The organism is Caballeronia sp. INML3B (assembly GCF_023631305.1).
In the GTDB taxonomy this organism is placed as follows: domain Bacteria; phylum Pseudomonadota; class Gammaproteobacteria; order Burkholderiales; family Burkholderiaceae; genus Caballeronia; species Caballeronia turbans.
Genome location: NZ_JALQDI010000012.1, coordinates 21,463 through 48,422 on the forward strand (window position 1 = coordinate 21,463; position 26,960 = coordinate 48,422).

A 26,960-nucleotide genomic window follows, 5' to 3' on the forward strand; every position below is an offset into this window, starting at 1 on the left:
CACCCCTCGGCCAAATGGCTGACGGCGCCGAAACGTAAGGCTTCACGCGGCTCTCACTCCTTGTCCGCGTAAGGGTTTCGGCTCGACCGAAACTCTATGCGAAGTGGAGTGCCGGCGAGTCCAAAAGTTTCGCGAAAACGCCCTTCCAGATAACGCTTGTATGTCTCCGTCACCGCGTCGAGCGCGTTGCCGTGCACCACGATGATCGGCGGATTTTGCCCGCCCTGATGCGCGTAACGCAGTTTCGGCCGCACCGGACCGCGGCGACGCGGCTGCTGAAATTCCACGGCATCGATCAGCGCGCGCGTGAGCTTCGGCGTCGGCAGCTTGGCCATCGCGGCGGCGTAGGCATCGTCGACCGATTTCATCAACGCGCCGATGCCCGTTTTCTCGAGGGCGGAAACGTAGTGGAATTTAGCAAAGTCCAGAAACTTGAGCTTGCGCGTCAGGTCCGCCTTCGTGCGCTCACGCACATGCGAGTCCAGACCGTCCCACTTGTTCACGCCGACGACGAGCGCGCGGCCCTGCTCGACCACGAAGCCCGCGATGTGCGCGTCCTGCTCAGAGATATCCTGCTGTGCATCGAGCAGAAGGATCACGACGTTGGCATCCGCGATCGACTGCAGCGTCTTCACGACCGAAAACTTCTCGATCGCTTCGAACACCTTGCCGCGGCGGCGCAGGCCGGCCGTGTCGATCAGAGTGTACTTGCGGCCTTGTCGCTCGAAATCAACATAAATCGAGTCGCGCGTGGTTCCCGGCATGTCGAACGCGATCACGCGCTCCTCGCCAATCAGCGTGTTCACAAGCGTCGACTTGCCGACGTTCGGACGCCCGACGATCGCGATCTTGATGCCGTGCTGCGCCTTCTCCTCTTCCGTTTCCTCCGGCTGATCCTTGTACGCGATGTCGAGTGCGTCGTTGATCATCTCGACGACGCCGTCGCCATGCGCGGCTGAGATCGCGCGCGGATCGCCGAGACCGAGCTCGTAAAAGTCCGATGCGACCGCCGAGTACTTCATGCCCTCGGCCTTGTTCACGACCAGGAAGAGCGGCCGGCCGGTCTTGCGCAGATAGTCGGCGATCGACTTGTCCTGCGGCGCAAGTCCGTTGCGGCCATCGACGATGAACACGACGATATCGGCCTCTTCGACCGCCTGACGCGTCTGCCGCGCCATTTCGTGCAGGATGCCGTCCTTCGCCACGGGCTCGAACCCGCCCGTGTCCACGACGAGATACGGGCGTTCACCGCCCACGCGACCTTCGCCGTAGTGACGGTCACGAGTGAGGCCCGGCAAGTCGGCGACGAGCGCGTCGCGCGAGCGCGTCAGCCGGTTGAAAAGCGTCGATTTCCCAACATTGGGGCGCCCGACGAGCGCGATCACGGGTTTCATCTGATTTTGTTCAAGGTTGAACGCAAGGCGAACGCGGAACGGGCGGTGGAAACGTCTCGTTGCGTTCCGCTACGCCGCGCAATGGCTGCGCTTGTCGAAAATTAGCATGGATTCGGCTTGCCGCACGCGAGGCGTGTCGATCGGCCGGATCGTCGGCGGTCGTGCGCCGGTCTTGCCTCGTTGGAGGCTCATCTTGCGCGGCACCTTCGCGCGCCGCGCTCATTCTTCTACCCTGCTTTTGCAGGCGGGTTTTATCGCGATGCGCGCGTGGCGCAACGCTTCTTTCTCGTGCGGTTCGTCGTGGGTGGCGAACCTGCCGCACCGCCGGACCTCGACGGCGCGCTTGCTGCTGACGGCCGCAAGAGCATGTCACGCGCTCCGCGGCCTGCATTCACTCAGTTGCCCGGTCGGAAACCATAAAGGTCGCCGTCATGCGTCTGAACGACGAGCGTGCTGCCCGCCAGCACAGGCGCCGCGGTGATCGCGCTGCCGTCGGTCGGTGCGCGGCCGACGAGCTGGCCGTTTTCGGTGTTCAGGAAATGCACGAAGCCCTGATAATCGCCCACGACGACCGTACGGCCCAGAATGTACGGCACGCTGACACTCCGGTTCTTCAACGCATCCGTCTTCCAGACCTGCGAGCCGTCCGCCGCGCGGAACGCGTTGACGACCGACCAGTCGTCGCCCGCCGCGACGATCTGCTCGTCTTGTGCGAGGCCGCTGTCGCTCGAGAAGCTCTTTTCCCACACCGGCTGGCCCGAGTTGGCATCGAAGCAACCGATGCGGCCCTGGAACGTCACCGCGCAGGTCTGCGCACCGACGAGCCCCGGCGCGCCGGTCACGTCGTTGATGCGCTCGACTTCGGTCACACCCTTCGGATACGACACCGGCGCCTGCCAGTAGGCGTCGCCCGTCTGCAGGTTGATCGCCGCGAACGTCCCGCCGGGGAAGCCCGCGAGCACCGCCTGATTGCCGGCGAACGTCATGCCGGCCGCGACCCGCAGGTTCAGCGGCACCGCGCGCAACTGGAAGATCCACTTCTGCTCGCCCGTCTGCGCGCTGAACGCGATGACCTTGCCGTCGATGGTACGCACGATCACGAGATCGTTGCCGACGAGCGGCGGCGAGACGATCTCGCCGGGCGCCGTGGCCGTCCACAACAGCTTGCCGTCGGCACCGAGCACGTCGACCTGGCCCTTCAGGCCGCCCACTGCCGTGAGATTGCCATCGCTGCCGACACCCGCGGACAAATCGTCCTTGAGCTTGGTGCGCCAGACGTCCTGACCGGTCTTCGCGTCGATCTTGGCGACGGTGCCGTTCGTGCCCGCGGCGAAGACGTAATCGCCGACCGCGACCGGCGAGAACAGATAGCGGCCCGCCTTGCCGACGCTCGCCTTCCACGTCTGATTGACGTTCAACACCGGCTTGAAGTCCGCGAGCGGTGTCGGCACGCGGCGTTCATCCTTGGTCGACGAGCAAGCGGCCAACAAGACGGTCGTCGCGCAGGCGAGCGGCACGGCGTAGCGTTTCAAAAAAGTCATCGGTGGACGCAACATGAATTGGTGAATTGGGTTGATCGGCGCCGACCGACGCGCCGCTGCATGGCGACGCTGTGGCGGGCGGCTTGATGGACTGATGTGCTAAATCGATCGAAACCGATTGGAACGATGCGGATCAGCCGCCGAGCGCATCGAGCTTGAACTGAACCAGTTGACGCGCGGACGTGTCGTTCTCGGGCAGCGTCTCGAGGGCAACCTTGTAGGCTGCGCGCGCATCGTCGCGTTTGCCTTGTGCCGCGAGCAGGTCCCCGCGACGATCCGCGATCACGCCCTTGAACGCATCGAGCGGTTGATCCGCGAGCAGCTTCAGGCCCGCGTCGTAGTTCTTCTCGTCGAGCAGGACGAGCGCGAGACGCAGCTTCGCGATCTGCTTGTACTCGTCATCCTTCGCGTGATCGATGGCCCATTGCAGTTGCGCCTTCGCACCTGCCGTGTTGCCCGCCATGTAAAGCGACTTTGCGGCCGCGAGCGCGGTCATCTGCGCGTAGCCCGTGCCGCCGAACTTGTCTTCCATGTCCGTCGCCACGCGCGTGACCAGCGCCTGATCGTTGGCGTTTACCGCCTGCTGAAGATGGTCGTAGAGCACCGACGCTTCGGCCGCCTGACGGCGCTGCCAGAAATTCCATCCGTTGTACCCGGCCCCAATGATGAGCGCCACGAGCACAATCCACGTCGTGGTGTTACCCCATTTGGCCCACCAGGCCTTTACGCTTTCAAGTGATTCTTGTTCGTCGTGATAGCTCATCGTCCAGCTATTCCTTCCTGCGTTTCAGTTCCCTCAACGAGCGCCGCGCGCGATCCCGGATCAGTTCGATCCGGCACGCGACGCACGGCAATGTGCCTGTACTCAGGCACCCTCGTCATCGGCGGTTGCAACCATCGCATTGATTAGGTATTCGGTCAAGTCTTCCGCCGGAACGTTCACTTGCTCGTTCTTTTGGCCGTCGGATGTTTCGTCGCCCGAACGACGCAGCGGTTTGACGCCGATCATGCCTTGTGCGAGCTCGTCCTCGCCCAGCACGACCGCGAAGGCCGCGCCGCTCGCGTCGGCCTTTTTCATCTGCGACTTGAAGCTCGCGGACGCGCCGTCCGGGCTGCAATGCAGGATGACGTCTAGACCCGTATCGCGCAGACGCTCGGCGACGATGAACGCGTGCTCCGCCGCTTTTTCGCCCTGATGCACGACATACACATCCGTGCCTTCGGCTTCGGGCACGAGTTGTTCCTCCTTCAGCAACTCGAGGATGCGCTCGACGCCCATCGCCCAGCCGCACGCGGCCGTCGGCTTGCCGCCGAGCTGCTCGATGAGGGGATCGTAGCGACCGCCGCCCGCGACCGTGCCCTGCGCGCCGAGCTTGTCGGTGACCCACTCGAACACGGTGAGGTTGTAATAGTCGAGACCGCGCACGAGGCGAGGATTGATCGTGAACGGAATGTTGTTCGCTTTGAGCAGACGCTGCACGCCTTCGAAGTGCTTGCGCGACGCGTCGCCGAGAAAATCGACGAGCTTCGGCGCATTCTGCGCGATCTCCTGCAGCGCGGGATTCTTCGTGTCGAGCACGCGAAGCGGGTTCGTATAGAGACGGCGTTTCGCTTCTTCATCGAGCGAATCGACATGCTTCTCCAGATACGCGATCAGTTCCTTGCGATGCGCCGCCCGCTCCTCCGCCTGACCGAGCGAATTGAGTTCGAGGCGGATGCCGGTGAGGCCGAGGTCGTCCCAGAGACGCTGGCACATCATGATGATCTCGGCGTCCGTATCCGGGCCCGCGAAGCCGAGCGCTTCCACGCCGACCTGATGGAACTGGCGATAACGCCCGCGCTGCGGACGTTCGTGACGGAACATCGGGCCGACGTACCAGAGGCGCTTCGGGCCGTCGTAAAGCAGGTTGTGCTCGATGACCGCGCGCACGACCGCCGCGGTGTTCTCCGGCCGCATCGTCAGATGCTCGCCGTTGAGCGCATCCGTGAAGCTGTACATCTCTTTCTCGACGATATCGGTCACTTCGCCGATACCGCGTGTGAACAACTGCGTATGCTCGACGATCGGCGTGCGGATGTTCTGATAGCCGTATGCGCGCAGCATCGACTTGACGGTGGTTTCGAAGAAATCCCACAACGCGGCATCCTGCGGGAGGATGTCGTTCATGCCCTTCACACCGCTCAGTTTCTCGAGCCGTTTCTTCTGTTCAGTCATCTGTCTTCAAAGGGTTGCGGTGGACGTCTCTTCACGCTTGCCTGCTTCTTGCCCGTAGGTGCGCTCGACATAATCGCTGACGATTTGCTGGAACTCCTCGGCGATGCGTTCGCCGCGCAGCGTCTTCACCTTCACGCCGTCGATGAACACCGGTGCCGCCGGATTTTCGCCCGAACCCGGCAAGCTGATGCCGATGTTCGCGTGCTTGGACTCGCCCGGTCCGTTGACGATGCAGCCCATCACCGCGACGTGCATCTTTTCCACGCCCGGGTACTGGTCGCGCCAGGTCGGCATCGAGCTGCGCAGGTAAGTCTGAATCTGCGAGGCGAGCTCCTGGAACAGCGTGCTCGTCGTGCGGCCGCAGCCGGGGCACGCGATGACCATCGGCGTGAAGGAACGCAGGCCCATCGTCTGCAGGATTTCCTGGCCGACGACGACTTCGCCGGTGCGCGCGCCGCCCGGTTCGGGCGTGAGCGAGATGCGGATGGTGTCGCCGATGCCCTCCTGCAGCAGCACCGAAAGCGCCGCCGTCGACGCGACGATACCCTTCGAGCCCATGCCCGCTTCGGTCAGGCCGAGGTGCAACGCGAAGCTGCAGCGCTTTGCGAGTTCGCGGTACACGGCGATCAGATCCTGCACGCCGCTGACCTTGCACGACAGGATGATCTTGTCGCGGCCGAGACCGAGTTCGACGGCGCGTTCCGCGGAGCCGATCGCCGATTGAATCAGCGCCTCGTACATGACGCTCTGCAGTTCCCACGGCGTCGAACGCGCCGCGTTCTCGTCCATCATGCGCGCGAGCAAATCCTGATCGAGACTGCCCCAGTTCACGCCGATGCGCACCGGCTTGTCATATTTGATCGCGGCTTCGATCATTTGCGCGAACTGCGTGTCGCGCTTCGCGCCCTGGCCGACGTTGCCCGGATTGATGCGGTACTTCGACAGCGCTTCGGCGCACGCGGGATAGTCGCGCAGCAACAGATGGCCGTTGTAATGAAAGTCGCCGACGAGCGGCACGGTCACGCCCATGCGATCGAGCTGCTCACGGATATGCGGCACAGCGGCGGCCGCTTCGGGCGTGTTCACCGTGATGCGCACGAGCTCGGAGCCGGCTTGCGCCAGTTCCTTGATCTGGATGGCGGTGCCGATCGCGTCGGCGGTGTCGGTGTTGGTCATCGACTGGACGCGCACAGGCGCGTCGCCGCCGATCGTCACGAGCTGTCCGCCCCAGCGCACATCGACCGCGTGCGATGCGCGGCGCGTCAATGGACCGCCGAAGACCGGCTCGGTCGAACAAATCTTGCTGCTGATCAGGGATTGAGCTTCGGATTGCATCGAAAGACCCTTTGGCAACCTTGGCGCCGATGCGGCGCCGGGTGGCGTGGATGAAACCTCAAACGGGCGTCACGGCTTGCACCGTGACGCCCCTGACTTGTCCGGCGCGCACTGAACCGATCGACCTCGCCGACTCAAGGCAGCGAGAGGCGCGCGACGTTTCCGCGTGCGGATGAATAGCGCTTGGCATCGACGGGTTCGTCGTCGACCGACAACGATTCGACGCCCTTCACGTTGCCCACGGTCACCTTGAACGGCGCCTCGCCCTGCACGCGCTGTGTGCTGCCCGCGTGAACGAGACCGGAAAAGAGTTCCTTGCCGTCCTTGCCGCGCACGCTGAACCAGCTATCTTCCTTCACTTTCAATTCGATTGCGCTCGAGCCGCCGCCCGAGACGGCCGGCGCGGACGCCACCGCTACCGCCGGCGCGGTTTTCGCTGCCGATGCGGCCGGCGCGCTCGCGCCCTGCACCGCGGACAGCGTCGACGACGAAGCCGGCAGCGCGTTCGTGCCGAGCGGACGCGGCATCGGCTGCTCGCCGGGCGCCGCCGCCACTTCGGGCAGCGACGCTTCGCCCGTGTTCGCTGCGGCTGCCTCGTCCGGGGTCGGCGCAGACGGTGCGCCCGCAGAGTCGTTCGATGTCGCCGGCGACGTCGACGACAAGCCCATGCCCGTCGTCGCTTTCAGGCGTGCAAGCCAGTTGCTCGATTCACCGCCGGTATGCCACATGACGAGCGCCACCAGGACGGCGATGATGGCCAGTACGCCCCACATCCACGAGCGCTTGCGACCCGACGAATTACCGAGCGGCACCGACACGCGCCCGCGCGGCAGACCCGTGCCTGCCGACGCCGGCACTTTCAGATTGTGCTCGATGTCACCGCTATCGCGCCGGAACGCCTGCGTGAAGAGCGCCGGATCGGCACCCAGAATTTTCGCGTAACTGCGCACGATGCCCGCGGCAAACGTGCGGTCAGGCAACTGACTGATATCGCCCGCTTCGAGCGCGAGCAATTTCGGCGGCGACACCTTGAGGCGCGCGGAGACGTCGTCGATCGACCATGCTTTCGCCTGGCGAAGCTGCGCGAGACGCGCGCCAACCGCCGGTATCGAGTCCAGAGGCCCAGCCTGGCTCGCATTCGACGCCGCCCCTTCCGCGCCAGCCTGACCGTCGTACTGACCGCCGGACCGGTTGCCGGAATGACTGCCGAAAGGCGTCGGGTGCTGCGGCTCACTCATGCCAAATTCCTCGCATCGTTTCTTTCATATAGCGCTGTTGCGTTCTTCGGTTCAAAAACCACGTGAACGATACAACTCCAGCGCCATTGCAGACCGCTTTATAACAAAATGTTCGGCTTTTAGTACCGCATCCAGGCGCTCATTTCGCCTTTTCGCTGCGGCTTGTTCAGTTTTGACACACCGTCAGATCGCCCGCACCTCGATCGTTTTGCTGCCCGCACGGCTCATGCGTTCGGCAAGACGCGTGCGGTCCTGCACCGCACCCGCGAGCTGCCCGCAGGCGGCGTCGATATCGTCCCCGCGCGTCTTGCGCACGGTGGTGACGACACCCGCATCGATCAGAACCTGCGCGAATCGCTTGATCTGCTCGTTCTTGGAGCGCGTCAGGCCCGATTCCGGGAACGGATTGAACGGAATGAGGTTGAACTTGCACGGCACGTCGCGCGTCACGGCGAGCAGTTCGCGCGCGTGCGCTTCGGTGTCGTTGACGCCGTCGAGCATGCAATATTCGAACGTGATGAAGTCGCGCGGCGCGACCTTCAGATAACGCTGACACGCGGCCATCAATTCGCGCAACGGGTACTTCTTGTTCAGCGGCACGAGCATGTCGCGCAGCGGATCATTCGGCGCATGCAGCGACACCGCGAGCGCCACGGGCAAATCGGCGGCGAGACGGTCCATCATCGGCACGACGCCGGAGGTGGACAGCGTCACGCGGCGGCGCGACAGGCCGTAGGCGTTGTCGTCGAGCATCAGGCGCATGGCCGGCACGACGGCGTCGTAGTTGAGCATCGGCTCGCCCATGCCCATCATCACCACGTTCGTGACGACGCGCTCGCCCTTGCCCGGACCGCCGACCTCGCGCCCGAGCGACTTGCGCAACGCGAACTCCGCCATGCGCAACTGGCCGATGATTTCGCCCGTCGTCAGATTGCGGGAGAAGCCCTGCTTGCCGGTGGAACAGAAACGGCAGTTCACCGCGCAACCCGCCTGCGACGAAACGCACAGCGTCCCGCGCGTTTCTTCGGGGATGAACACGGTTTCGACCGCGTTGCCATTGCCGACGTCGATCAGCCACTTGCGTGTACCGTCGGTGGAAACATGGTCGCTGATGATATCGGGCATCGCCATATTGGCGCGGCCCTTGAGTTTCTCGCGCAGCGATTTCGCGAGATCCGTCATGCCGTCGAAGTCGTCGGCACCGTATTGATGGATCCAGCGCTGCAATTGCTTGGCGCGAAACGGCTTTTCGCCCAGGCTCGCGCAGTACGCGGTGAGCCCGGCGGCGTCCAGATCGAGAAGATTGACGGTGGTGCTGCTCGTCATGTCGAGTTCTGCCATTTCAGATTGCGAAGCCCGGCCTGTGTCGCCCGGGACCGTTCGCGCCAATTTCTGCTGCTTTCTTACTGCTATTTTTGCGTCGAGGCGCGATGCGCGCGACGGCCAACAGACCGGCGCGCGGTACAACGCGAAAATTAACGCGAGTAGACGTTCACTTCCGGGAAGAAGAACGAGACTTCCTGGCGCGCCGTTTCCGGAGCGTCCGAACCGTGCACGGCGTTAGCGTCGATGCTGTCGGCGAAGTCGGCGCGGATCGTGCCCTTGTCCGCCTTCTTCGGGTCGGTCGCGCCCATCAGGTCGCGATGCTTGGCAATCGCGTTTTCGCCTTCCAGCACCTGAATCACGACCGGGCCGGAAATCATGAACTCCACGAGGTCCTTGAAGAACGGACGCGCAGCGTGCACGGCATAAAACTTTTCCGCGTCGGCGCGCGACAGATGAACCATGCGCGACGCAATGATCTTCAAACCTGCGTTCTCGAAACGGCTGTAGATCTGGCCGATAACGTTCTTTGCTACCGCGTCCGGCTTAATAATCGACAGGGTGCGCTCGATCGCCATGAAAAACTCCAAATAATGAACGGTTTACGGATTAAAACGAATCGACAATTGTAGCACGAAGCAAGGTATGATTGCGATTGAAACCTTACGACGCCGTAAGGATCAAATCCAGCGAGGACTTAACCGTTCGAACGGCCGAATCAGCCTTTGGAACTATTGAATTCGGCGCGTGCCGGGGCCATATTGGAGCCGAACGTTGCGTTGCGACGGGAACCCCGCCTTCCGGCGTACGCACCAAAGTGATCCTCATACTGGCTTAAGTCCGCGCACCTTATCATTCGTGTGTGACGAATGTCGCGGGAAGACCGAACGACAGACAATTGGAGCAAGGAGAAACCATGAACGAATCACCCTACAGCTTTGGCCGTAATGGCAGCGTCACCTCGGTCGAGGTGCGCAACCGCGTGCTGCGCAACACCTACTGGCTGCTCGCGCTCTCGATGGTGCCGACGGTGCTCGGCGCATGGGTCGGCGTCGCGACGGGCTTCTCGCTGTTCGCGGCCACCAGCCCGGCGATGAGCTTCATCGCATTCCTCGCGATCGCATTCGGCTTCATGTTCGCGATCGAGAAAACGAAGGACAGCGGCATGGGCGTGGTCGTCCTGCTCGGCTTTACGTTCTTCATGGGCTTGATGCTCTCGCGCCTTCTGAGCTTCATTCTCGGCTTTTCGAACGGGCCACAGCTCATCATGATGGCTTTCGGCGGCACCGGCGTGATCTTCGCCGCAATGGCGACCATCGCCACCGTCAGCAAGCGTGATTTCTCGGGCCTCGGCAAGTTCCTGTTCATGGGCGTGATCGTCATTCTGCTCGCCGCGTTCGCGAACATCTTCCTGCAGTTGCCGGCCCTGATGATGACGATCTCCGTACTGGCCATCGTGATCTTCTCGGCATACATGCTGTTCGACGTTCAGCGCGTGGTGAACGGCGGCGAGACGAACTACATCAGCGCGACGCTCGCTATCTACCTCGACCTGTACAACGTGTTCACGAACCTGTTGGCGCTGCTCGGCATCTTCGGCGGCAACCGCAACTGATCGGCGGTTTCGAACCGTAGCAACGAAAAACCGGCCTGCGGGCCGGTTTTTTTGTGTCTGAAGCCTCAGCGGCCCGCTCAGTCGCGCTCGAATAACGCGATTGACTCGACGTGCGACGTGTGCGGAAACATGTTCACCACGCCGGCGCCCTTCATCCGGTAACCCGCTTCGTGAACGAGCAGGCCGGCGTCGCGAGCGAGTGTGGCCGGGTTGCACGACACATAGACGATGCGTTCCGGCAACGGGCCGTCGCCGGACTGAGCGATGTCCGCGAGCGCCTTCGAAACGGCGAGCGCGCCTTCGCGCGGCGGATCGATGAGGAATTTGTCGAAGCGGCCGAGCGCGCGCAGATCGTCCGCGGTGACTTCGAACAGATTGCGGCACGCGAACGACGTGTGCCCGTCGACGCCGTTCGCCTTCGCGTTTTCCAGCGCGCGCGCTGTCAGCGCCTCGCTGCCTTCGATTCCGACGACTTCGCGCGACACGCGTGCGAGCGGCAGCGTGAAGTTGCCGATGCCACAGAACAGATCCAGCACGCGATCCGACTTTCTCGCCGCGAGCAGGCTGAGCGCCCGGCTCACCAGCACGCGATTGATCTGGTGATTGACCTGCGTGAAATCGGTCGGCTTGAACGGCATGCGGATATTGAATTCCGGCAGCGTGTAAGCCAGTTCGCGATCGAGCGGATAGAACGGATAGACGGTGTCCGGCCCCTTCGGCTGGAGCCACCATTGAACGTCGTGTTCGTCGGCGAAGACGCGCAACAGCGCTTCGTCGGCTTCGGTCAGCGGCTCCAGGATGCGCAGCACGAGCGCCGTCACGTCCGAGCCGACCGCGAGTTCGATCTGCGGCATGCGGTCACGGATCGACAAGCCCGCCACCAGATGACGCAGCGGCACGAGCATCGCGGAAACGTGCGGCGGCAGCACTTCGCAACTCGTCATATCGGCGACATAGCTGCTCTTGCGCTCGTGAAAGCCGACCAGCACGCCGCCCTTCTTCTCGACGTGCCGCACGGTCAGGCGCGCGCGATAACGATAGCCCCACGACGGCCCGTGAATTGGGCGGAACATGGTTTCCGCACGCAGTTTCGACAGATGTTGAAGGTTGTCTTCGAGCACACGCTGCTTCACGGCGATCTGCGCGCGCACGTCGAGATGCTGCATCGAGCAGCCGCCGCAGGTGCCGAAAAACTGGCACTTCGGCGTCGCGCGGATCACGCTCTCGCGCAGCACGCTCACTACCTGCGCCTGCTCGAAGCTCGGCTTCCTGCGATAGCTCGAATAGCTCACTCGTTCGCCGGGCAGCGCACCTTCGACGAAGATGACCTTGCCCGGCTCGCCGTTCTCGTTGACCGTGCGGCCGACGCCGCGCGCTTCCATGTCGAGCGACTCGATTTCGAGTTCGGGCGCGACGAAGTCGGGATCGGGGGTAACGAACTTCGCCGGCGCGGCGCGGCGGCGATTCTGGGATTTTCGAGCGGCTTCAGACACCTGCGTACTTCCTGGCTAACGAATGGGCAAAGGCGAGATTGTAGACGAACGTCACCACGCCGCCGTGGCTACTTCCCGAATGCCGCGAGATATTCGCCCCAATGCGGCGACGATTCCTGCGCGAGCGCGTTCTTCACGAAGTTGATTTCATCGGTGTATTCGTCGGGCGTGAAGCCGCCGCGCATCATCTGAAAACGACAGTACATCAGATACGTGTTGACGACATCGGTCTCGCAATAGTTGCGGATTTCGTCGATCTGGCCGTCGCAATACGCGTCCCAGACCTTGCCGCCGTCCATGCCGAGCTTGCCGGGAAAGCCGCACAGCTTTGCGAGCGCATCGAGCGGCGCGTTGGCGCGCGCCTGATACATCGCGAGCACGTCCATCAGGTCGATGTGCCGCATGTGATAGCGGCTGATGTAGTTGTTGAACTTGAATTCGCGGTCGTCCTGACCGAGATCCCAGTAGCGCGGCGCCGCAATGCCGTGCACCAGCGCGCGGTAGTGGAGCACGGGCAGATCGAAGCCGCCGCCGTTCCATGACACGAGTTGCGGCGTGTACTTCTCGATCACGCGATAGAACGACTGGATCAGCGCGGCCTCGCCGTCGGCGGTGGTGCCGAGCGAGCGCACGCGAAAGCCGCTGTTGTCGCGAAACACGCAGGAAATCGCCGCGACGCGCTGCAGATGATGCGGCAGAAAGTCGTTGCCGACGCGCTCGCGCCGCGCTTCGAACGCATGTTCGGCCACCTCGCGGTCGGAAAGATCGTCTGGCAAATCTTCGAGACGGCGAATGCCGTCGACATCGGGGATCGTTTCGATGTCGAAAACGAGAATCGGAGTCATTGAATCCTGGAGCGCGACGCCCTGCCGGGCGTCGCCAAAGCGTTAAAGCACGGCGTCCTTGCGAACACCGTTGGATGCAAAAAAGCGCTTGAGCCGCACGAGCGCCTCTTGCTGGATCTGGCGCACACGCTCGCGCGTGAGGCCCATTTCGTCGGCGAGCTCTTCGAGCGTCGCAGGCTCGATGTGGTTCAAGCCGAAGCGCCGCTCGATCACATGCCGATGTTTGTCGGACAGGCGCGACAGCCACAGGCGCGTCAGCGATTCGAGCTCGCGATGCTGCACTTCCGCGTCCGGCGACTGGCTCTGGTCGTCGGAGAGAAGGTCGAGCAGGCTGCTGCCCGGGTCGAGGTCGAGCGGCGCGTCGAGCGAAGCCGTGTGCTCGTTGAGCGCGAGGATATCGGTGACTTCCTCCGGCGTCTTGCCAGTGAGATACGCGATATCGTCGATGCTCGCGTCGCGCCGTTCGGGCGCAACGCTGTCGTTCGAATTGGCGGAATTTTTTTCCAGATGGCGCTTCGCGCGCAGCACCTGATTGAGTTCGCGGATCACGTGCACTGGCAGCCGCACCGTGCGCGCCTGATTCATGATCGCGCGCTCGATGCTCTGCCGGATCCACCAGGTGGCGTAGGTCGAAAACCGGAAGCCGCGCGTCGGATCGAATTTCTCGATGGCGTGCATGAGGCCCAGGTTGCCTTCCTCGATCAGATCGAGCAACGGCACGCCGCGGTTGAGATAACCCTTCGCGATGCTGACGACGAGCCGCAGATTACGCTCGATCATCACCTGCCGCGCCTCGAATTCTCCCGCCTTCGCCAGCCGTGAGTAACGCTGCTCTTCCTCGACGGTGAGCAGCGGCTTCACGCTGATTCGATTCAGGTAGTGCTGAATAGTGTCGGCCGTGAGTTCGGCCTGCAGAAGCGAGCGGAAATCGTCGGCGTCCGGTGCGGAATCGTTTGCGCCTTCACCCGGCTCGTCGCTGCTCTTCCCGCGACTGCCGCCTTCTTCCTCGGAGTCGACATCGACATCGACGTTATCGATGTCGTCATCATGAGTCGAAGCACCGTCCTCCACCGACACTTGCAAAGGTCGGCTGATCGTCTCAGTCTCGGCTTGCGGCAGGCGGCGCTTCGTTTTTGGCATGATGGTTTCGCTTTATTGCGGCGGCAAATACTTCAGTGGGTCAACAGGTTTTCCCTGCCGGCGAACTTCGAAATGCAACATCACGCGGTCCGAATCGCTGTTCCCCATCTCAGCGATCTTCTGCCCTTTAGTTACCGCGTCCCCTTCTTTTACCATCAAAGCGCGATTATGTGCGTACGCGGTGAGAAAAGTCGCGTCATGTTTGATGATAATGAGATTGCCATAGCCGCGCAGCCCATTTCCGGAGTAAACCACTCGGCCGTCCGCCGATGCGTTGACCGTATCTCCCACCGCACCGCCAATATTCAAACCCTTGTTCTTCGCGTCATCGAACGTGCCGAGAATCGGTCCTCGCGCAGGCCAGATAAACGCCGGCTGGCCCGTGGGCGCCGTCGCGTTCGCATCCGCGCCGGGCACGCCGGGCGCCGCTGCCGCGCCCGTCGCCGCACCGGGAGCGCCAGGCGTGGCGCCCATGCCCGAATTCGCACCGTAGTACGGCGGCTGCGCGGTCGCGCCCGGCTGCGGCGTCGCGTACCCGTTCGCGCCGTTGAGCGGCTGCGTCTGCACGCCGCCGCCTACGATCGGCGCGGTGGCCACGCCGGGCGTCGCCGCCGCGACATTCGCACCCGGAGGCGCCACGCGCATCAGCTGGCCGACTTCAATCTGATTCGGGTTGGTCAGGTTATTCCACGTCGCGATGTCGTGATAATTCTGACCGTTTTCCAGTGCGATCCGATATAGGGTGTCGCCCGGTTTCACACGGTAATAGCCCGGCGGCGGCGGACCGTTGTCCGGGGTCTGGGCCGCCGTCGTGCTGATGGGCGCGCCCGTTCTGTCGACGACCGGCGCCATGTCCATGCGCGTAGAACACGCCGCCAACGCGGACAACGCCAGCACACACACGCCGCGCTGCGCCGCGCTCAGGCGTTGGCCTGCACTTCCCTCTTGCAAAGCACGCAGGATACTCATCGGGTCAAATCACTCCGGATTTTAAGGGTACAAAAAAGACGCGATCGAGCTGCGCTTCCCGCCATTGCGTCGCCGACACGCGCGTGACGAGCGTCAGCACCTGCGATTGCGCGGCCTGCGATCCGACCGGCGCGACAAGCTTGCCGCCCACGGCCAGTTGATCGAGCAGAGCCTGCGGCACGTCGAGGCCCGCGCAGGCGATCACGATGGCGTCGAAGGGCGCGGCGGCGGGCAAGCCCAGGCGGCCGTCGCCGTAATGCAGCCTGATGTTCGGCACGCGCAGCGGCCGAAGGTTGAGCTTCGCGCGCTCCGACAACGGTCGCACGCGCTCGATCGAATAAACCTCATCGGCTACCTGCGACAGCACCGCCGCCTGATAGCCGCAACCGGTGCCGATCTCCAGCACCTTGTTCAATGCGCGCCCCGTCGCGACCAGCTCGATCATGCGCGCCACGACGGACGGCTTCGAGATGGTCTGGTGATGGCCGATCGGCAGCGCGGCATCTTCGTAAGCCTGCGCCGCAAGCCCCGGATCGACGAACATGTGGCGCGGCACCACCGACATGGCGTTGAGCACGCGCGGATCGGTCACGCCGTTCGATCGCAGCCGTTCGACCATGCGCTCGCGCACCCGTTCCGATGTGAGCGTCTGCGTGCTCGCCAGCGCGACATTGGGCGCGCCCTTTTTCGGCGCGGTCGCGGCGGCGCTCAGGTCACGCTCGGCGGGACGCGCCGCCGGACGCAATGCGTTCGCGCGCGGTGCGTGAGATACATGATGCGTCGTCGCGCCCTTGCTTGCGGACGGAACCGGTTTCGCTGCGCCAATTGCGGGCTTCGCGGCAGAGCGCACCGGAAAAACGGAGGTGGCCGGTTTCGCGGACGCAGCTGCGGTCGCGGGATTCTTCATCGGCGCGTTCGCCGCGCGCGTTGCCCCCGGCTTCGCCGGTTGCGCGGGCGCCGGCTTCGGTGCCGAAGCGGCGGCTTGCCTGGCGCGAGAATCCTGCGGACGGTTCGCGGGCTTGCGCGGCTCGCGAACCAGATCCGCAAGCGCCAGCGGAAAGCGCTTGGCGCGCTCGTCGCTCATGTGCGACCGCTCCCGGCTCGCGCCCATTCGCGCGTTTCGGTCATGAGCTTCGTATGCGTCAGATCGAGTTGCAGCGGCGTGATCGAGACCAGGCCGTTCGCGACGGCGTGGAAATCTGTGCCTTCGCTCGCGTCGAGTGCGTCGCCCGATGGGCCGATCCAGTAGATCGGGTTGCCGCGCGGATCGCTCTGGCGAATCACCGGCTGCGACGGATGACGCTTGCCGAGACGCGTCACGGTCCACGGGCCGAGCTGATCGTACGGCAGGCTCGGGATATTCACGTTCAGCAACGGATGGCCCGGCATCGGATGCTCGAGAAAATGCGCGACGATCTCGGCAGCAACGCGCGCCGCGTCTTCGAGATGAAGCCAGTCGCGGCCGACGAGCGAAAACGCGATCGCCGGAATGCCGAACATAAAGCCTTCGGTCGCGGCCGCGACCGTGCCCGAGTACAGCGTGTCCTCGCCGACGTTCTGCCCGTTGTTGATGCCCGACACCACGAGATCAGGCCGATGTTCGAGCATGCCGGTGAGCGCAATGTGCACGGAATCGGTCGGCGTCCCGTTCACGAAGTTGAAACCGTTCGGCGCCTGATGCACGCTCAGGGGCCGCGACAGCGTAAGTGAGTTGGACGAGCCGCTGCAGTTTTGCTCGGGCGCCATCACCGTCACTTCGCCGAGCGGCTGCAGGACCTCGTGCAGCACATTGATGCCGCGCGCCAGATAACCGTCGTCGTTGCTGAGTAGGATTCGCATCCGACGATTGTAACCGAGGAAAGTGGCGCGACGACGACTCACAGGCTCGCTCCCGACGTCGTCCCTGCCCTACACTGAGCCGGTTTCAACGCTTTGCACGAGACCCCGCCAAGGAGACGATATGCGCGCCGTACGATGCAACGAACACGGATTACCCGACACCCTTTCGATCGAGACGCTACCCGACCTGCATCCGGAAGCAGGCGAAGTCGTCATCGACGTGAAAGCGGCGAGTGTGAACTTCCCCGACGTGCTCATCATCCAGAACAAATATCAGTTCAAGCCGCCTCTGCCGTTCACGCCCGGTGCGGAGTTCGCGGGCATTGTGCGCGAAGTGGGCGCCGGCGTCACGCGCCTGTCGCCCGGCATGCGCGTGGCCGCCTACACCGCGCAGGGCGCGTTCGCCGAACAGGCGCGCGCGAAGGAAGCGGATTGCATCGCCTTGCCCGCTGATGTCGATCTCGCCGACGCCGCCGCTTTCACGCTCGCTTACGGCACCTCGTATCACGCGCTCGTCGATCGCGGCCAGCTCAAGGCCGGCGACACGCTGCTCGTACTGGGAGCGGCGGGCGGCGTCGGCATTGCGGCGATTCAGATCGGCAAGATTATCGGCGCGCGCGTGATCGCTGCGGCGTCGAGCGCGGAGAAGCTCGCGTTCTGCCGCGAGCAGGGCGCGGACGACGTCGTCGATTACGCGAAAGAGGATCTGCGCGAGCGCATCAAGGCGCTCTCCGGCGGCAACGGGCCGGATGTCATCTTCGATCCTGTGGGCGGCGTGTATGCGGAGCCCGCGTTTCGAAGCATCGGCTGGCGCGGGCGGTATCTGGTTGTCGGCTTCGCGAATGGCGAGATTCCGAAGTTGCCGCTCAACCTCGCGCTGCTGAAAGGCGCGAGTATCGTGGGCGTGTTCTGGGGCGGTCACATGCAGCGCGAGCACGCGCTCGCCGATCAGGAATTCGCGACGATGGTCGATTGGATCAAGACAGGCAAGCTACGCCCGGTCGTCACGAAGCGCTACTCACTCGACGACACGCCACGCGCCCTCGACGACATGATGAACCGGCGCGTGACGGGCAAGATCGTGATCGAGCCGTAACGCGCCTAGACGCGGCGCGATCGCGCGCCGGGCAGCAGGCCGACGCGGGTCGCCGGGGGTTTCTGGGCATCGCTGAAATCGGCCGCCGAATAGTGGTGCATCGCGCGCGCATGCTTGCCGTGCAGTCTCAGGAACGCGGACATCACACGCCGCACGGTAAGCAGGCGTTGCCACAACCGCTCGCGAAGGCCGCCGAAGGGCAGAAAGGAAGGCGCCAGCACGACCGCGCCCGGCCCCCAGCCGGGACGCCACGAGCGCGCGAGCCCCTGGCGCATGAAAAGCGAAAGCGTGGGCACGCCGATGCACGACGCGAGATGGCCAAGACCCGAATCATTGCCGATGAACCACGACGACTCGGCGATCCATGCCGCAACCTCGCTCAACTGCGGCAGCGCGTTGACTTCGCATCCTTCGTCGGCGATTTCGCCCCGGGCATCCATCTCCGACGGTGCGACGAGAAAGCTCGGCTGGAATTTGCGGCGCACGAGCACACGCGACAGCGCAATGAACTTCTCGCGGCGCCACATCTTTTCGGGATGGCTACCGGTCGGGTGGATGACGACACGATTGGAGAAGCGCCCTCGCATGACGCCAGCCGGCACGACGAGGCCATTCGAGCGCGTCACATCGGCGAGTCCCAGCACGTTCGTCGCGATATCGACGATGCGGTCCAACATGTGCTTCGAGCCGCCGTATTCCGGCAGCGTGGCGAGACAGATCGTCTTGCCCGAACGGCTCAGCGCCGATGCATAGTCGGTCGGCCGAAGCTCGATCACCGTGTCGAACACGCCCTGCCAGGCGTCGCGCCGCCCGACGGTCACTTGCGGAAACCATTCTGCGAGCTGCTCCGCGACCCAGCCGAACACGACGGGCCGATATCCGTTGCGGATGAGATTATCGACGAGGACGAGCCCGATGAGGCTGTCACCGATCGGCGATGGCAATACCACCGCAATCGAACTGTCAGTTCGCAGTTTCATTCTTGTTCTCGCGGGATCGCGCGGATGAGCGCCGCGCTGATACCGCGCAACGGCGCCCGACTACGGAGTGTCGCCCGGCTTGCGTTACGACTTGATGTGCGCTGGCGCTTATTCACCCGGAATCATGGCGAATCTCTTGCGACCCGCCGTACGACGCCTGGTCAGCGGAGCATCATAGCGAGATCGGCAGTGTCCTGCCATAACGGAACGCCTGAACACGGTCCGCCGCGTGTTACCGCGTATTCACGATCGAACGCGTCACGGCGCTTCAGAGCTTCTCGGTCTCGCCGCTCTTCGGCTGCCACTTCATGAGCCGTCGCTCGACGAGCGCGACGAGGCCGTCGAGCACGAGCGCGAACGCGGTCAGCACGAGTATTCCGGCGAACACCGTGTTGATGTCGAACGTGCCTTCGGCCTGAAGGATCAGATAGCCGACGCCGCGCGCCGAGCCGAGATACTCACCCACGACCGAGCCGACGAAGGCGAGCCCCACCGACGTATGCAGGCTCGAAAACACCCAGCTAGTCGCACTCGGCAAATAGACATACCGCAACAGTTGCTTGCGATTCGCGCCGAGCATGCGCGCATTGGCGAGCACGACCGGGCTGACTTCCTTCACGCCCTGATAGACGTTGAAGAACACGATGAAAAACACGAGCGTCACGCCGAGCGCGACCTTCGACCAGATGCCCAGTCCGAACCACACCGCGAAGATCGGCGCGAGAATCACGCGCGGCATCGAGTTGGCGGCCTTGATGTAGGGATCGAGAAGCGCGCTCGTCGTGGGCGCGAGCGCGAGCCACAGACCCACGCCCAGCCCGAATACGGTGCCGATCACGAACGCAAGCACCGTCTCGATCAGCGTCACCCACAAGTGGATGTAGATTTCGCCGCCCGTGAACCATTCCCATATGCGCACGAGCACCTTCTGCGGCTCGCCGAAGAAGAATGCGGCCTTGTTGGCGTCGTCGAAATAGAAAGGCGGCAGGAGCGTCGGGCTCGTCAGCGCGTACCACAGCACGAAGCACGCGAGCAGCAACAGCCATTGCCACACGATGAGATTTGCTCGATTCGGGCGCAGCTTGTTCCACATGATCGTATTGTCTTATTCGGCGGCCGGCTTCAGCTGCTGCTGATAGCCCTTCAACACTTCCTCGCGCAGCACGCCCCAGATTTGCGCATGCAGTTCGACGAAGCGAGGATGCGAGCGGATCTCGGCGACATCGCGCGGGCGCGGCAGGTCGATCGCGAATTCGCCGATCGGATGCGTGCCCGGCCCTGCCGCCAGCACGACGACGCGGTCGGACATCGAAATCGCCTCGTCGAGATCGTGCGTGATGAAGAGCACGGCCTTGCGCTTTGCGGCCCACAGGTCGAGCAGTTCGTTTTCCATCAACTGACGTGTTTGAATGTCCAGTGCGGAGAACGGCTCGTCCATCAGGATGATGTCGGGATCGAGGATGAGCGTCTGCGCCATCGCGACGCGCTTTCTCATGCCGCCCGAAAGCTGGTGCGGATAGCGATCGCCGAAGCCGCCAAGACCCACACGCTTGAGCCACGCCTCGCCGCGCGCGTCGGCCTCGGCTTTCGTCACGCCCCGGAACACGAGGCCGGCTGTCACGTTGTCGAGCGCCGAGCGCCAGGGCATCAGGGCATCGGCCTGAAACATATAGCCCGCGCGCCGGTTGATGCCCGCAAGCGTCTCGCCGAACACGCTCACCGTGCCCGACGAAGGCTCGAGCAGCCCCGCCGACACGTTGAGCAGCGTGGACTTGCCGCAGCCGGTCGGCCCGACGACGGACACGAACTCACCCGGCGCGATCGCAAGACTCGTATTGCGGACGGCCGTATAGCGATCCTTGCGATTCTCGCGCGACGAGAACGTGCAGGTGACATCCTCCAGCGCGAGCGCGTGTTTAGAAGTCGACGACATCGGTCAGACCTTGACGGCGGCGAGCGCCTTCTTGACGAAGTCGTTGGTCCAGGTCTTCGACAAGTCGATCGGCTTGCCCTTCACCGTTTCGTCGAAGGCTTGCAGCGTCTTGAGCGATGTCGCGGGACCGTCCGCGGGCATCAGGCCGTCCGGGGACAGCGCCTCCTTCACGTGTTGCCACGCGTCGAGATAGAGCGCGCGATCGCCGAGCAGATAGCTTTCCGGCACGGTCGAAATCAGATCCTTGCCCGATGCCGTTTGCAGCCATTTCAGCGCGCGCACCATCGCGTTCGTGAGCGCCTGCGTCGTGTTCGGATTCTTTGTGATGAAACTCTGCGATGCATACAGGCATCCGGCCGGCATGTTGCCGCCGAACACTTTCACGGTATCGGCGAGCGTGCGCGTGTCGGAGACGATGCGGATATCGCCCGCGCGATCGAGCTTGGTCATCACCGGATCGAGGTTGGCGATGGCATCGATCTGCCCGGACTGCAGCGCGGCGATCGCGCCCGCCCCCGCGCCCACGCCGATGAACGACACATCGGTCGCCTTCAGTCCGGCCTGCGCGAGCACGAAGCTCGCCATGATCGACGTCGACGAGCCTGGCGCCGTCACGCCGATCTTCTTGCCCTTCAGATCCGCGACCGATTTGTAGTTCGGCATCGCCTTCTTCGACACCGCAAGCACGATCTGTGGCGCGCGTCCCTGCAACACGAACTCACGGAAGTACTGATTCTTCGCCTGCAGCAAGAGCGTGTGCTCGAACGCGCCGGACACCACGTCCGCGCTGCCGCCGACCGCCGCCTGCAGCGCCTTCGCACCGCCCGCGAAATCGGCGATTTCGACGTCGAGCCCTTCGTCCTTGAAGTAGTTGCGGCGCTCCGCGATCGTGAGCGGCAGATAGTAGAAGAGATTCTTGCCGCCGACCGCGACCGATACCTTGGCCTGCTCCGGCTTTGCCTGGGCAAACGCGAGCGGCATGGCCGTCCACGCCCCACCCGCGAGCGCGGCGCCGCTCGCGATGAACGTTCTGCGTTTCATCGTTTTTTGTCTCCTGGTTTTATCGTTGTCAGCGCTGTTACGGCCGTTGTCTTCTGATCGAAGCTCAGATCACCTTGGCCGCCCGCAGCCGCGCAATATCGTCGGCATCATACCCGAGCGTTTGAAGTACTTCATCCGTGTGTTCACCGAGTTGCGGACCGAGCCAGCGCGTTTCACCCGGTGTCTCCGAGAGCTTCGGCGTCACGTTCGGCAGCGTGATGTCCTTGCCGTCCTGCCACGGAAAGCGTTGCAGCATCTGGCGCGCGATGTATTGCGGATCGGTGAACATGTCGGCGACGCTGTAGATGCGCCCGGCCGGCACGTCGGCGGCGTTGAGCACGGCGAGCGCCTCGTCGATGCTGCGCGTCGCGAGCCACGCGCCGATGGCGTCGTCGATTTCCTGCGTGCGCGGCACGCGGCCGTCGTTCGATGCGAGCGCGGGATCGTCCGCGAGGTCCGCGCGATCGATCGCGTTCATGAGGCGCTTGAAGATCGGATCGCTATTGCCACCAATCACGATGCTGCCGTCGCGGCACGGATAGGTGTTCGACGGCACGATGCCGGGCAGCGACGCGCCGGTGCGCTCGCGCACCAGTCCGTACACGCCGTACTCGGGGACCACGCTCTCCATCATGTTGAAGACGGCTTCGTACAGCGCGACATCGACGACCTGCCCCTTGCCGCCGTTCACCTGCCGATGATGCAGCGCCATCAGCGCGCCGATCACGCCATGGAGCGCTGCGATCGAATCGCCGATGGAAATGCCGATGCGCGGCGGCGGCAGCTCCGGATAGCCAGTGATATGCCGCAATCCGCCCATCGATTCGGCGATCGCGCCGAAGCCCGGCCGGTCGCGGTACGGGCCGGTCTGGCCATATCCGGAAAGTCGCACCATCACGAGACCCGGATTCTCGGCGGACAGCACGTCATAGCCGAGCCCGAGCTTTTCGAGCAAACCGGGCCGGAAGTTTTCGACGACGATATCGGCTTCCTTCGCGAGCCGCCGCACGATCTCCTTGCCTTCCTCGGCCTTGAGATTGACCGTCACCGATTTCTTGTTGCGAGCCTGCACCGCCCACCAGAGCGAGGTCCCGCCCACCTCGGGATAGAGCTTGCGCCACTTGCGCAGCGGGTCGCCGCCGTTCGGGTCTTCAATCTTGATGACGTCGGCGCCGAATTCGCCCATGAAGCGCGCGGCGAACGGACCGGCGATGAGCGTACCCAGTTCCAGCACCTTGACGCCCGCGAGTGGTCCCGTCGTTGCGCTCATGGTTGCGTCTCCTTTTTTTGCTAGTTCTTTTACAGCGGAATGTCGAGCGGTTTGAAACGTGGCGTGCCGTCGGCGAGCGTCTCGTTGAACATCTGCGCCGGACGCACCCACAAGCCGCGTTCGTGCGGCCACAGATGTTCGTAGACGATCATGGCTTCCTCGGTCTCCGAGTGCCGCGCGACGCCGATCACGCGATAAAGACCGCCCTTGTAGTGACGGTGGGTCGCAAGCGCGAGAGCTTCGGTTTCTGTCATCGGTAGTGTCCTGCTGATGGTCGTGTTCAGACCGAGCGGCGATCGAGCATCGCGCGCGCGATCGTCCCTGCATCGACATATTCGAGCTCGCCGCCGACGGGCACGCCGCGCGCGAGCCGCGTCACCTTCAGCCCTTTCGACTTGAGCGTCTGCGCGAGATAGTGCGCGGTCGCCTCGCCTTCGTTCGTGAAGTTGGTGGCGAGCACCACTTCCTGCACCACGCCGTCGAGCGCGCGATTGATCAGGCGCTCGAAATGGATTTCCTTCGGCCCGATGCCGTCGAGCGGACTGAGCCGCCCCATCAGCACGAAATAGAGCCCGCGATACGTGAGCGTCTGCTCGAGCATGATCTGATCAGCGGGCGTTTCGACGACGCACAGCAAGGCCGGGTCGCGTTCCTCGTCGCCGCAGACTTCGCAGATTTCAGCTTCGGTGAAGGTGTTGCACTTCTCACAGTGCCTGAGATGCTCGGTCGCGAACAGGAGCGAAGCGCCGAGCTTCTCGGCGCCCGCGCGGTCGTGCTGCATCAGGTGATACGCCATGCGCTGCGCCGACTTCGGTCCGACGCCGGGTAGCGCGCGCAGCGCCTCGACGAGCGCCGACAGGGCGGAAGGTTGTTTCATGTGTCCTCATGACGCGCCGAATTCGCTTCGGCGCGCGCGGTTAGAACGGCAGCTTGAAACCCGGCGGCATCGGCATGCCGGCCGTCATGCCGCTCATTTTCTCCTGCGTGGTGGCCTCGGCCTTGCGCACGGCGTCGTTGAACGCGGCGGCGACGAGGTCTTCCAGCATGTCCTTGTCGTCGGCGAGCAGGCTCGGGTCGATCTGCACGCGACGCACGTCGTTCTTGCAGGTCATCGTCACTTTCACGAGACCGGCGCCGGACTGGCCCTCGACCTCGATCTGCGCGAGCTGGTCCTGCATCTTCTTCATGTTTTCCTGCATCTGCTGAGCCTGTTTCATCAGCCCGGCGAGTTGGTTCTTCATCATGGTTCGGCTCCTTACTGGAAAACGTGTGGCGAAAGCGCGCGCGATACGCGCTCGAAATTCAGTGCTTGCGCGCAGCGTCGAAAAAAACGCCGCGCGCTTCGATTCATGACGGATTCGCGCCCGATGCGGAGATCGGCTTGATCGAACCCTGCACGATGCTCGCGCCGAAATCGCGGATCAGCGATTGCACGAACGGGTCCTGCTTGATCTCCTGCTCGGCTTCCCGCTGGCGTCGCGCCCGGTCGGCGGCATCGAGCGCGGCGGCGGTGCGGCGCACGGGCGCGACATTGACGCTGACTTCGATTGCGCGGCCGAGCTTTTCGGCAAGGGCGGTCTTGAGCTTCGAGACGTGCGAGGCGTCGGTGTACATCTGCACGGCGACCGCAAGCGTGACGGAATTCGCGTCGCACGCGGTCAGTTCGCTGTTGAACGCGAGTTGATAGGCGACGCCTTTAAGCGGCAGGCTGACGGCGAGCGCGGCCCATTCGATCGACACGCCGAGTGCATCGAGCGGAACTGCGGGCGGCAGCGGCGTCGTATCGATGACGGGCGCAGGCTTCGCGGCCGGCTCGGCGCCGAAGCGCATGTCGTCCGGACCGCTCTCGAACGCGGGCACGAAGCCGTCGTCCGGCGGCATGAAGTATTCGTCTTCCGATCCCGCCGGCGGATAGTCGTCGGGCGGCATGTCCTCCCACGGCGGGACGACGCCGGGCTTGCCGGCCGCAGGTTTGGACTCAGGCGCGGCGGGCGCTGGCGGTGCGCGACGGGGCGCGGGCACCTGAACTTGCGCAGCGGGTTTCGCGACAGCTTTGGGCGCTGCCGGAGCCGCCGCTTGCGCAGCCGGTGCGCCGCGTGCACCCCGATCGGAGGAAAGACGCATGCCGGCGCTGCGCAGCACTTCGAGCGCCGCACTCGCACCGCCCGCCGCGCGCGACGCCGCGACATCGCGCTCGGATGCGGGCACGGTTGCAGGCGCGGCTTCCTCGACGGCCTGCCGTGCGGCGCTGGGCACCGGTGCAGGTTTCGCCGTGACCGGCTCAGTTGACTCGATAACCGGCGCAGGTTTCGCGCTTTCGACCGGCTGCGTCTCTTTCGCCTTTACGATGACGGTTTCGGCCGGAGGCGTCGGCGCCTTCGCTACGGGCGCGGGTGCGATCGCCCGCTCGGCCATCGCGCCCGCGAGCGCCGCGCTGCGCGCGGGCTTCGCGCCCGAGGGCGCGCTCACGGCGACGCCGCCGCCCGGTCCGCCCGCCGGCTCGAAGGCGAGCATGCGCAGCAGCGTCATCGTGAAGCCGGCGTATTCGTCGGGCGCGAGACCCAACTCGCCGCGTCCGACCGTTGCAATCTGATAGAAAAGCTGAATCTGCTCAGCGGAAAGAATCTCGGCGAAGCGGCGAATATCCGCGGCTTCCGGCCATTCATCCAGCACCGACGACGGCGCGAACTGCGCCCACGCGATGCGATGCAAGAGACTCGCGAGATCCTGCAGCGCGGTCGAGAAAGACAGGCTGCGCAGCGCCATTTCGTCGGCGATCGCGAGCACGCCGGCGCCATCGCCAGCGGCGAGCGCGTCGATGAGCCGGATCAGATAGCTTTGATCGAGCGCGCCGAGCATGCCGCGCACGGCTTCCTCGGTGACCTGGTTGGCCGAATAGGCGATGGCCTGATCGGTGAGCGACAGCGCATCGCGCATGCTGCCGTCCGCCGCGCGCGACAGCAGACGCAGCGCCTGCGATTCGAACGCGATGCTCTCCTGCTGAAGAATGTTCTCCAGATGCGACACGATATGACCCGCCGGCATCTGCTTCAGATTGAACTGCAGGCAGCGCGAGAGCACGGTGACCGGAATCTTCTGCGGATCGGTCGTCGCGAGGATGAACTTCACATGCGGCGGCGGCTCCTCCAGCGTCTTCAACATCGCGTTGAAGGCGTGGTTCGTGAGCATGTGCACTTCGTCGATCATATAGACCTTGAAGCGCGCGTCGACGGGTGCGTACACCGCGCGTTCGAGCAGCGCGGCCATTTCGTCGACACCGCGATTGCTCGCCGCATCCATTTCGACGTAATCGACGAAGCGGCCTTCATCGATTTCCCGGCACGCGCGACACACGCCGCACGGCTTCGAGGTCACGCCGGTTTCACAGTTGAGCGCCTTCGCGAAGATGCGCGAGAGCGTCGTCTTGCCGACGCCGCGCGTGCCCGTGAAGAGATAGGCGTGATGCAGGCGGCCGCCGTCGAGCGCGTGCGTGAGCGCACGGACGACGTGCTCCTGGCCGACGAGCGACTCGAACGATTTCGGCCGCCATTTGCGTGCGAGAACTTGATAGGTCATGCGCGAAATTGTATCAGCAACGACCTTGCGCAAACGCCGCTCCAAAAGGCTGCCGAGGCGCGCGGAGGAAGGTGCGTACCCGCGAAAATACAACTCGCGACGACGCGCGACACAAAG

25 protein-coding genes are annotated in these 26,960 nt (G+C 64.0%); 2 read left to right on the forward strand and 23 right to left on the reverse strand.

Features of this window, described 5'->3' with window-relative positions:
* Window positions 1-53: 53 nt before the first annotated feature.
* The 8 genes from der to ndk all read right to left on the reverse strand — a co-directional run bounded on the left by der (window position 54) and on the right by ndk (window position 9,624).
* The gene (gene der, locus NCS58_RS08325) at window positions 54-1,394 is read right to left on the reverse strand and encodes a ribosome biogenesis GTPase Der (protein WP_061120347.1); all 1,341 of its coding nucleotides are present in this window, start codon (window positions 1,392-1,394) and stop codon (window positions 54-56) included.
* Between the two features lie 395 nt (window positions 1,395-1,789).
* Window positions 1,790-2,935, reverse strand: coding sequence for an outer membrane protein assembly factor BamB (bamB, locus tag NCS58_RS08330; RefSeq protein ID WP_250538219.1), 1,146 nt, complete (start codon window positions 2,933-2,935; stop codon window positions 1,790-1,792).
* A gap of 133 nt (window positions 2,936-3,068) precedes the next feature.
* Window positions 3,069-3,698: a tetratricopeptide repeat protein gene (locus NCS58_RS08335; RefSeq protein WP_061120349.1), complete on the reverse strand. Its 630-nt coding sequence runs from the start codon at window positions 3,696-3,698 to the stop codon at window positions 3,069-3,071.
* 102 nt (window positions 3,699-3,800) lie between these two features.
* Entirely contained in the window at window positions 3,801-5,150 is a 1,350-nt protein-coding gene (gene hisS, locus NCS58_RS08340) for a histidine--tRNA ligase (RefSeq protein ID WP_061120350.1), read from the reverse strand.
* Window positions 5,151-5,156: 6 nt separating this feature from the next.
* Entirely contained in the window at window positions 5,157-6,485 is a 1,329-nt protein-coding gene (gene ispG / locus NCS58_RS08345) for a flavodoxin-dependent (E)-4-hydroxy-3-methylbut-2-enyl-diphosphate synthase (protein ID WP_250476706.1), read from the reverse strand.
* A 134-nt stretch (window positions 6,486-6,619) separates the two neighbouring features.
* Window positions 6,620-7,723 (reverse strand): RodZ domain-containing protein, encoded by a 1,104-nt coding sequence (locus tag NCS58_RS08350; RefSeq protein WP_250476707.1) that lies wholly within the window; start codon window positions 7,721-7,723, stop codon window positions 6,620-6,622.
* Window positions 7,724-7,906: 183 nt separating this feature from the next.
* Complete coding sequence (gene rlmN / locus NCS58_RS08355) at window positions 7,907-9,049, reverse strand: 23S rRNA (adenine(2503)-C(2))-methyltransferase RlmN (RefSeq protein WP_250476772.1); 1,143 nt, start codon at window positions 9,047-9,049, stop codon at window positions 7,907-7,909.
* Between the two features lie 149 nt (window positions 9,050-9,198).
* Complete coding sequence (ndk, locus tag NCS58_RS08360; RefSeq protein ID WP_061120353.1) at window positions 9,199-9,624, reverse strand: nucleoside-diphosphate kinase; 426 nt, start codon at window positions 9,622-9,624, stop codon at window positions 9,199-9,201.
* 338 nt (window positions 9,625-9,962) lie between these two features.
* Between ndk and NCS58_RS08365 the strand changes: the two genes are divergently transcribed.
* Entirely contained in the window at window positions 9,963-10,661 is a 699-nt protein-coding gene (locus NCS58_RS08365) for a Bax inhibitor-1/YccA family protein (protein ID WP_061120354.1), read from the forward strand.
* Between the two features lie 77 nt (window positions 10,662-10,738).
* Here NCS58_RS08365 and rlmD read toward each other — a convergent pair whose 3' ends face one another.
* From rlmD to surE, 6 genes are all read right to left on the reverse strand, one after another.
* A complete protein-coding gene (rlmD, locus tag NCS58_RS08370; RefSeq protein ID WP_409241815.1) occupies window positions 10,739-12,154 on the reverse strand; it encodes a 23S rRNA (uracil(1939)-C(5))-methyltransferase RlmD in 1,416 nt (471 codons plus the stop codon).
* 68 nt (window positions 12,155-12,222) lie between these two features.
* A complete protein-coding gene (locus tag NCS58_RS08375) occupies window positions 12,223-12,999 on the reverse strand; it encodes a 3'-5' exonuclease (RefSeq protein WP_061120356.1) in 777 nt (258 codons plus the stop codon).
* Window positions 13,000-13,041: 42 nt separating this feature from the next.
* Entirely contained in the window at window positions 13,042-14,139 is a 1,098-nt protein-coding gene (gene rpoS, locus NCS58_RS08380; RefSeq protein ID WP_061120357.1) for an RNA polymerase sigma factor RpoS, read from the reverse strand.
* 12 nt (window positions 14,140-14,151) lie between these two features.
* Window positions 14,152-15,108 (reverse strand): peptidoglycan DD-metalloendopeptidase family protein, encoded by a 957-nt coding sequence (locus NCS58_RS08385; protein WP_061120358.1) that lies wholly within the window; start codon window positions 15,106-15,108, stop codon window positions 14,152-14,154.
* Between the two features lie 4 nt (window positions 15,109-15,112).
* The gene (locus tag NCS58_RS08390; RefSeq protein ID WP_250538220.1) at window positions 15,113-16,192 is read right to left on the reverse strand and encodes a protein-L-isoaspartate(D-aspartate) O-methyltransferase; all 1,080 of its coding nucleotides are present in this window, start codon (window positions 16,190-16,192) and stop codon (window positions 15,113-15,115) included.
* Window positions 16,189-16,947, reverse strand: a complete 759-nt coding sequence (surE, locus tag NCS58_RS08395) for a 5'/3'-nucleotidase SurE (RefSeq protein WP_061120359.1) — start codon at window positions 16,945-16,947, stop codon at window positions 16,189-16,191. The genes NCS58_RS08390 and surE overlap by 4 nt, the downstream gene beginning before the upstream one ends.
* A 121-nt stretch (window positions 16,948-17,068) precedes the next feature.
* Here surE and NCS58_RS08400 point away from each other — a divergent pair, with 121 nt between their 5' ends.
* Window positions 17,069-18,043, forward strand: a complete 975-nt coding sequence (locus NCS58_RS08400; RefSeq protein WP_250538221.1) for an NADPH:quinone oxidoreductase family protein — start codon at window positions 17,069-17,071, stop codon at window positions 18,041-18,043.
* Between the two features lie 5 nt (window positions 18,044-18,048).
* On the opposite strand, the gene NCS58_RS08405 is transcribed toward NCS58_RS08400, so the two are convergent.
* The 9 genes from NCS58_RS08405 to NCS58_RS08445 form a co-directional block, all read right to left on the reverse strand.
* A complete protein-coding gene (locus NCS58_RS08405) occupies window positions 18,049-19,023 on the reverse strand; it encodes a glycosyltransferase family 9 protein (RefSeq protein ID WP_250476709.1) in 975 nt (324 codons plus the stop codon).
* Window positions 19,024-19,291: 268 nt separating this feature from the next.
* Window positions 19,292-20,116, reverse strand: coding sequence for an ABC transporter permease (locus NCS58_RS08410; RefSeq protein WP_035501024.1), 825 nt, complete (start codon window positions 20,114-20,116; stop codon window positions 19,292-19,294).
* A gap of 12 nt (window positions 20,117-20,128) precedes the next feature.
* Window positions 20,129-20,956 carry an ABC transporter ATP-binding protein gene (locus NCS58_RS08415; protein ID WP_250476710.1) on the reverse strand — a complete coding sequence of 276 codons (828 nt, stop codon included), beginning with the start codon at window positions 20,954-20,956 and terminating at the stop codon, window positions 20,129-20,131.
* Window positions 20,957-20,959: 3 nt separating this feature from the next.
* Window positions 20,960-21,997, reverse strand: a complete 1,038-nt coding sequence (locus NCS58_RS08420; RefSeq protein WP_250538222.1) for an ABC transporter substrate-binding protein — start codon at window positions 21,995-21,997, stop codon at window positions 20,960-20,962.
* A gap of 64 nt (window positions 21,998-22,061) precedes the next feature.
* Window positions 22,062-23,267, reverse strand: a complete 1,206-nt coding sequence (locus NCS58_RS08425) for a CaiB/BaiF CoA-transferase family protein (RefSeq protein WP_061120365.1) — start codon at window positions 23,265-23,267, stop codon at window positions 22,062-22,064.
* A 29-nt stretch (window positions 23,268-23,296) separates the two neighbouring features.
* Window positions 23,297-23,521 carry a DUF1653 domain-containing protein gene (locus NCS58_RS08430; RefSeq protein WP_035501030.1) on the reverse strand — a complete coding sequence of 75 codons (225 nt, stop codon included), beginning with the start codon at window positions 23,519-23,521 and terminating at the stop codon, window positions 23,297-23,299.
* A 26-nt stretch (window positions 23,522-23,547) separates the two neighbouring features.
* Window positions 23,548-24,144 carry a recombination mediator RecR gene (recR, locus tag NCS58_RS08435; RefSeq protein WP_250476712.1) on the reverse strand — a complete coding sequence of 199 codons (597 nt, stop codon included), beginning with the start codon at window positions 24,142-24,144 and terminating at the stop codon, window positions 23,548-23,550.
* 40 nt (window positions 24,145-24,184) lie between these two features.
* Window positions 24,185-24,511 (reverse strand): YbaB/EbfC family nucleoid-associated protein, encoded by a 327-nt coding sequence (locus NCS58_RS08440; RefSeq protein ID WP_008349334.1) that lies wholly within the window; start codon window positions 24,509-24,511, stop codon window positions 24,185-24,187.
* Between the two features lie 103 nt (window positions 24,512-24,614).
* Window positions 24,615-26,843: a DNA polymerase III subunit gamma/tau gene (locus NCS58_RS08445; protein WP_250538223.1), complete on the reverse strand. Its 2,229-nt coding sequence runs from the start codon at window positions 26,841-26,843 to the stop codon at window positions 24,615-24,617.
* Window positions 26,844-26,960 lie beyond the last annotated feature (117 nt).

Bases quoted from the DNA above. Each gene is read 5' to 3' on its own strand.
- der (WP_061120347.1), bottom strand. From the start codon at position 1,394: ATGAAACCCGTGATCGCGCTCGTCGGGCGCCCCAATGTTGGGAAATCG.
- bamB (WP_250538219.1), bottom strand. From the start codon at position 2,935: ATGACTTTTTTGAAACGCTACGCCGTGCCGCTCGCCTGCGCGACGACC.
- NCS58_RS08335 (WP_061120349.1), bottom strand. From the start codon at position 3,698: ATGAGCTATCACGACGAACAAGAATCACTTGAAAGCGTAAAGGCCTGG.
- hisS (WP_061120350.1), bottom strand. From the start codon at position 5,150: ATGACTGAACAGAAGAAACGGCTCGAGAAACTGAGCGGTGTGAAGGGC.
- ispG (WP_250476706.1), bottom strand. From the start codon at position 6,485: ATGCAATCCGAAGCTCAATCCCTGATCAGCAGCAAGATTTGTTCGACC.
- NCS58_RS08350 (WP_250476707.1), bottom strand. From the start codon at position 7,723: ATGAGTGAGCCGCAGCACCCGACGCCTTTCGGCAGTCATTCCGGCAAC.
- rlmN (WP_250476772.1), bottom strand. From the start codon at position 9,049: ATGACGAGCAGCACCACCGTCAATCTTCTCGATCTGGACGCCGCCGGG.
- ndk (WP_061120353.1), bottom strand. From the start codon at position 9,624: ATGGCGATCGAGCGCACCCTGTCGATTATTAAGCCGGACGCGGTAGCA.
- NCS58_RS08365 (WP_061120354.1), top strand. From the start codon at position 9,963: ATGAACGAATCACCCTACAGCTTTGGCCGTAATGGCAGCGTCACCTCG.
- NCS58_RS08375 (WP_061120356.1), bottom strand. From the start codon at position 12,999: ATGACTCCGATTCTCGTTTTCGACATCGAAACGATCCCCGATGTCGAC.
- rpoS (WP_061120357.1), bottom strand. From the start codon at position 14,139: ATGCCAAAAACGAAGCGCCGCCTGCCGCAAGCCGAGACTGAGACGATC.
- NCS58_RS08385 (WP_061120358.1), bottom strand. From the start codon at position 15,108: ATGAGTATCCTGCGTGCTTTGCAAGAGGGAAGTGCAGGCCAACGCCTG.
- NCS58_RS08390 (WP_250538220.1), bottom strand. From the start codon at position 16,192: ATGAGCGACGAGCGCGCCAAGCGCTTTCCGCTGGCGCTTGCGGATCTG.
- surE (WP_061120359.1), bottom strand. From the start codon at position 16,947: ATGCGAATCCTACTCAGCAACGACGACGGTTATCTGGCGCGCGGCATC.
- NCS58_RS08400 (WP_250538221.1), top strand. From the start codon at position 17,069: ATGCGCGCCGTACGATGCAACGAACACGGATTACCCGACACCCTTTCG.
- NCS58_RS08405 (WP_250476709.1), bottom strand. From the start codon at position 19,023: ATGAAACTGCGAACTGACAGTTCGATTGCGGTGGTATTGCCATCGCCG.
- NCS58_RS08410 (WP_035501024.1), bottom strand. From the start codon at position 20,116: ATGTGGAACAAGCTGCGCCCGAATCGAGCAAATCTCATCGTGTGGCAA.
- NCS58_RS08415 (WP_250476710.1), bottom strand. From the start codon at position 20,956: ATGTCGTCGACTTCTAAACACGCGCTCGCGCTGGAGGATGTCACCTGC.
- NCS58_RS08420 (WP_250538222.1), bottom strand. From the start codon at position 21,997: ATGAAACGCAGAACGTTCATCGCGAGCGGCGCCGCGCTCGCGGGTGGG.
- NCS58_RS08425 (WP_061120365.1), bottom strand. From the start codon at position 23,267: ATGAGCGCAACGACGGGACCACTCGCGGGCGTCAAGGTGCTGGAACTG.
- NCS58_RS08430 (WP_035501030.1), bottom strand. From the start codon at position 23,521: ATGACAGAAACCGAAGCTCTCGCGCTTGCGACCCACCGTCACTACAAG.
- recR (WP_250476712.1), bottom strand. From the start codon at position 24,144: ATGAAACAACCTTCCGCCCTGTCGGCGCTCGTCGAGGCGCTGCGCGCG.
- NCS58_RS08440 (WP_008349334.1), bottom strand. From the start codon at position 24,511: ATGATGAAGAACCAACTCGCCGGGCTGATGAAACAGGCTCAGCAGATG.
- NCS58_RS08445 (WP_250538223.1), bottom strand. From the start codon at position 26,843: ATGACCTATCAAGTTCTCGCACGCAAATGGCGGCCGAAATCGTTCGAG.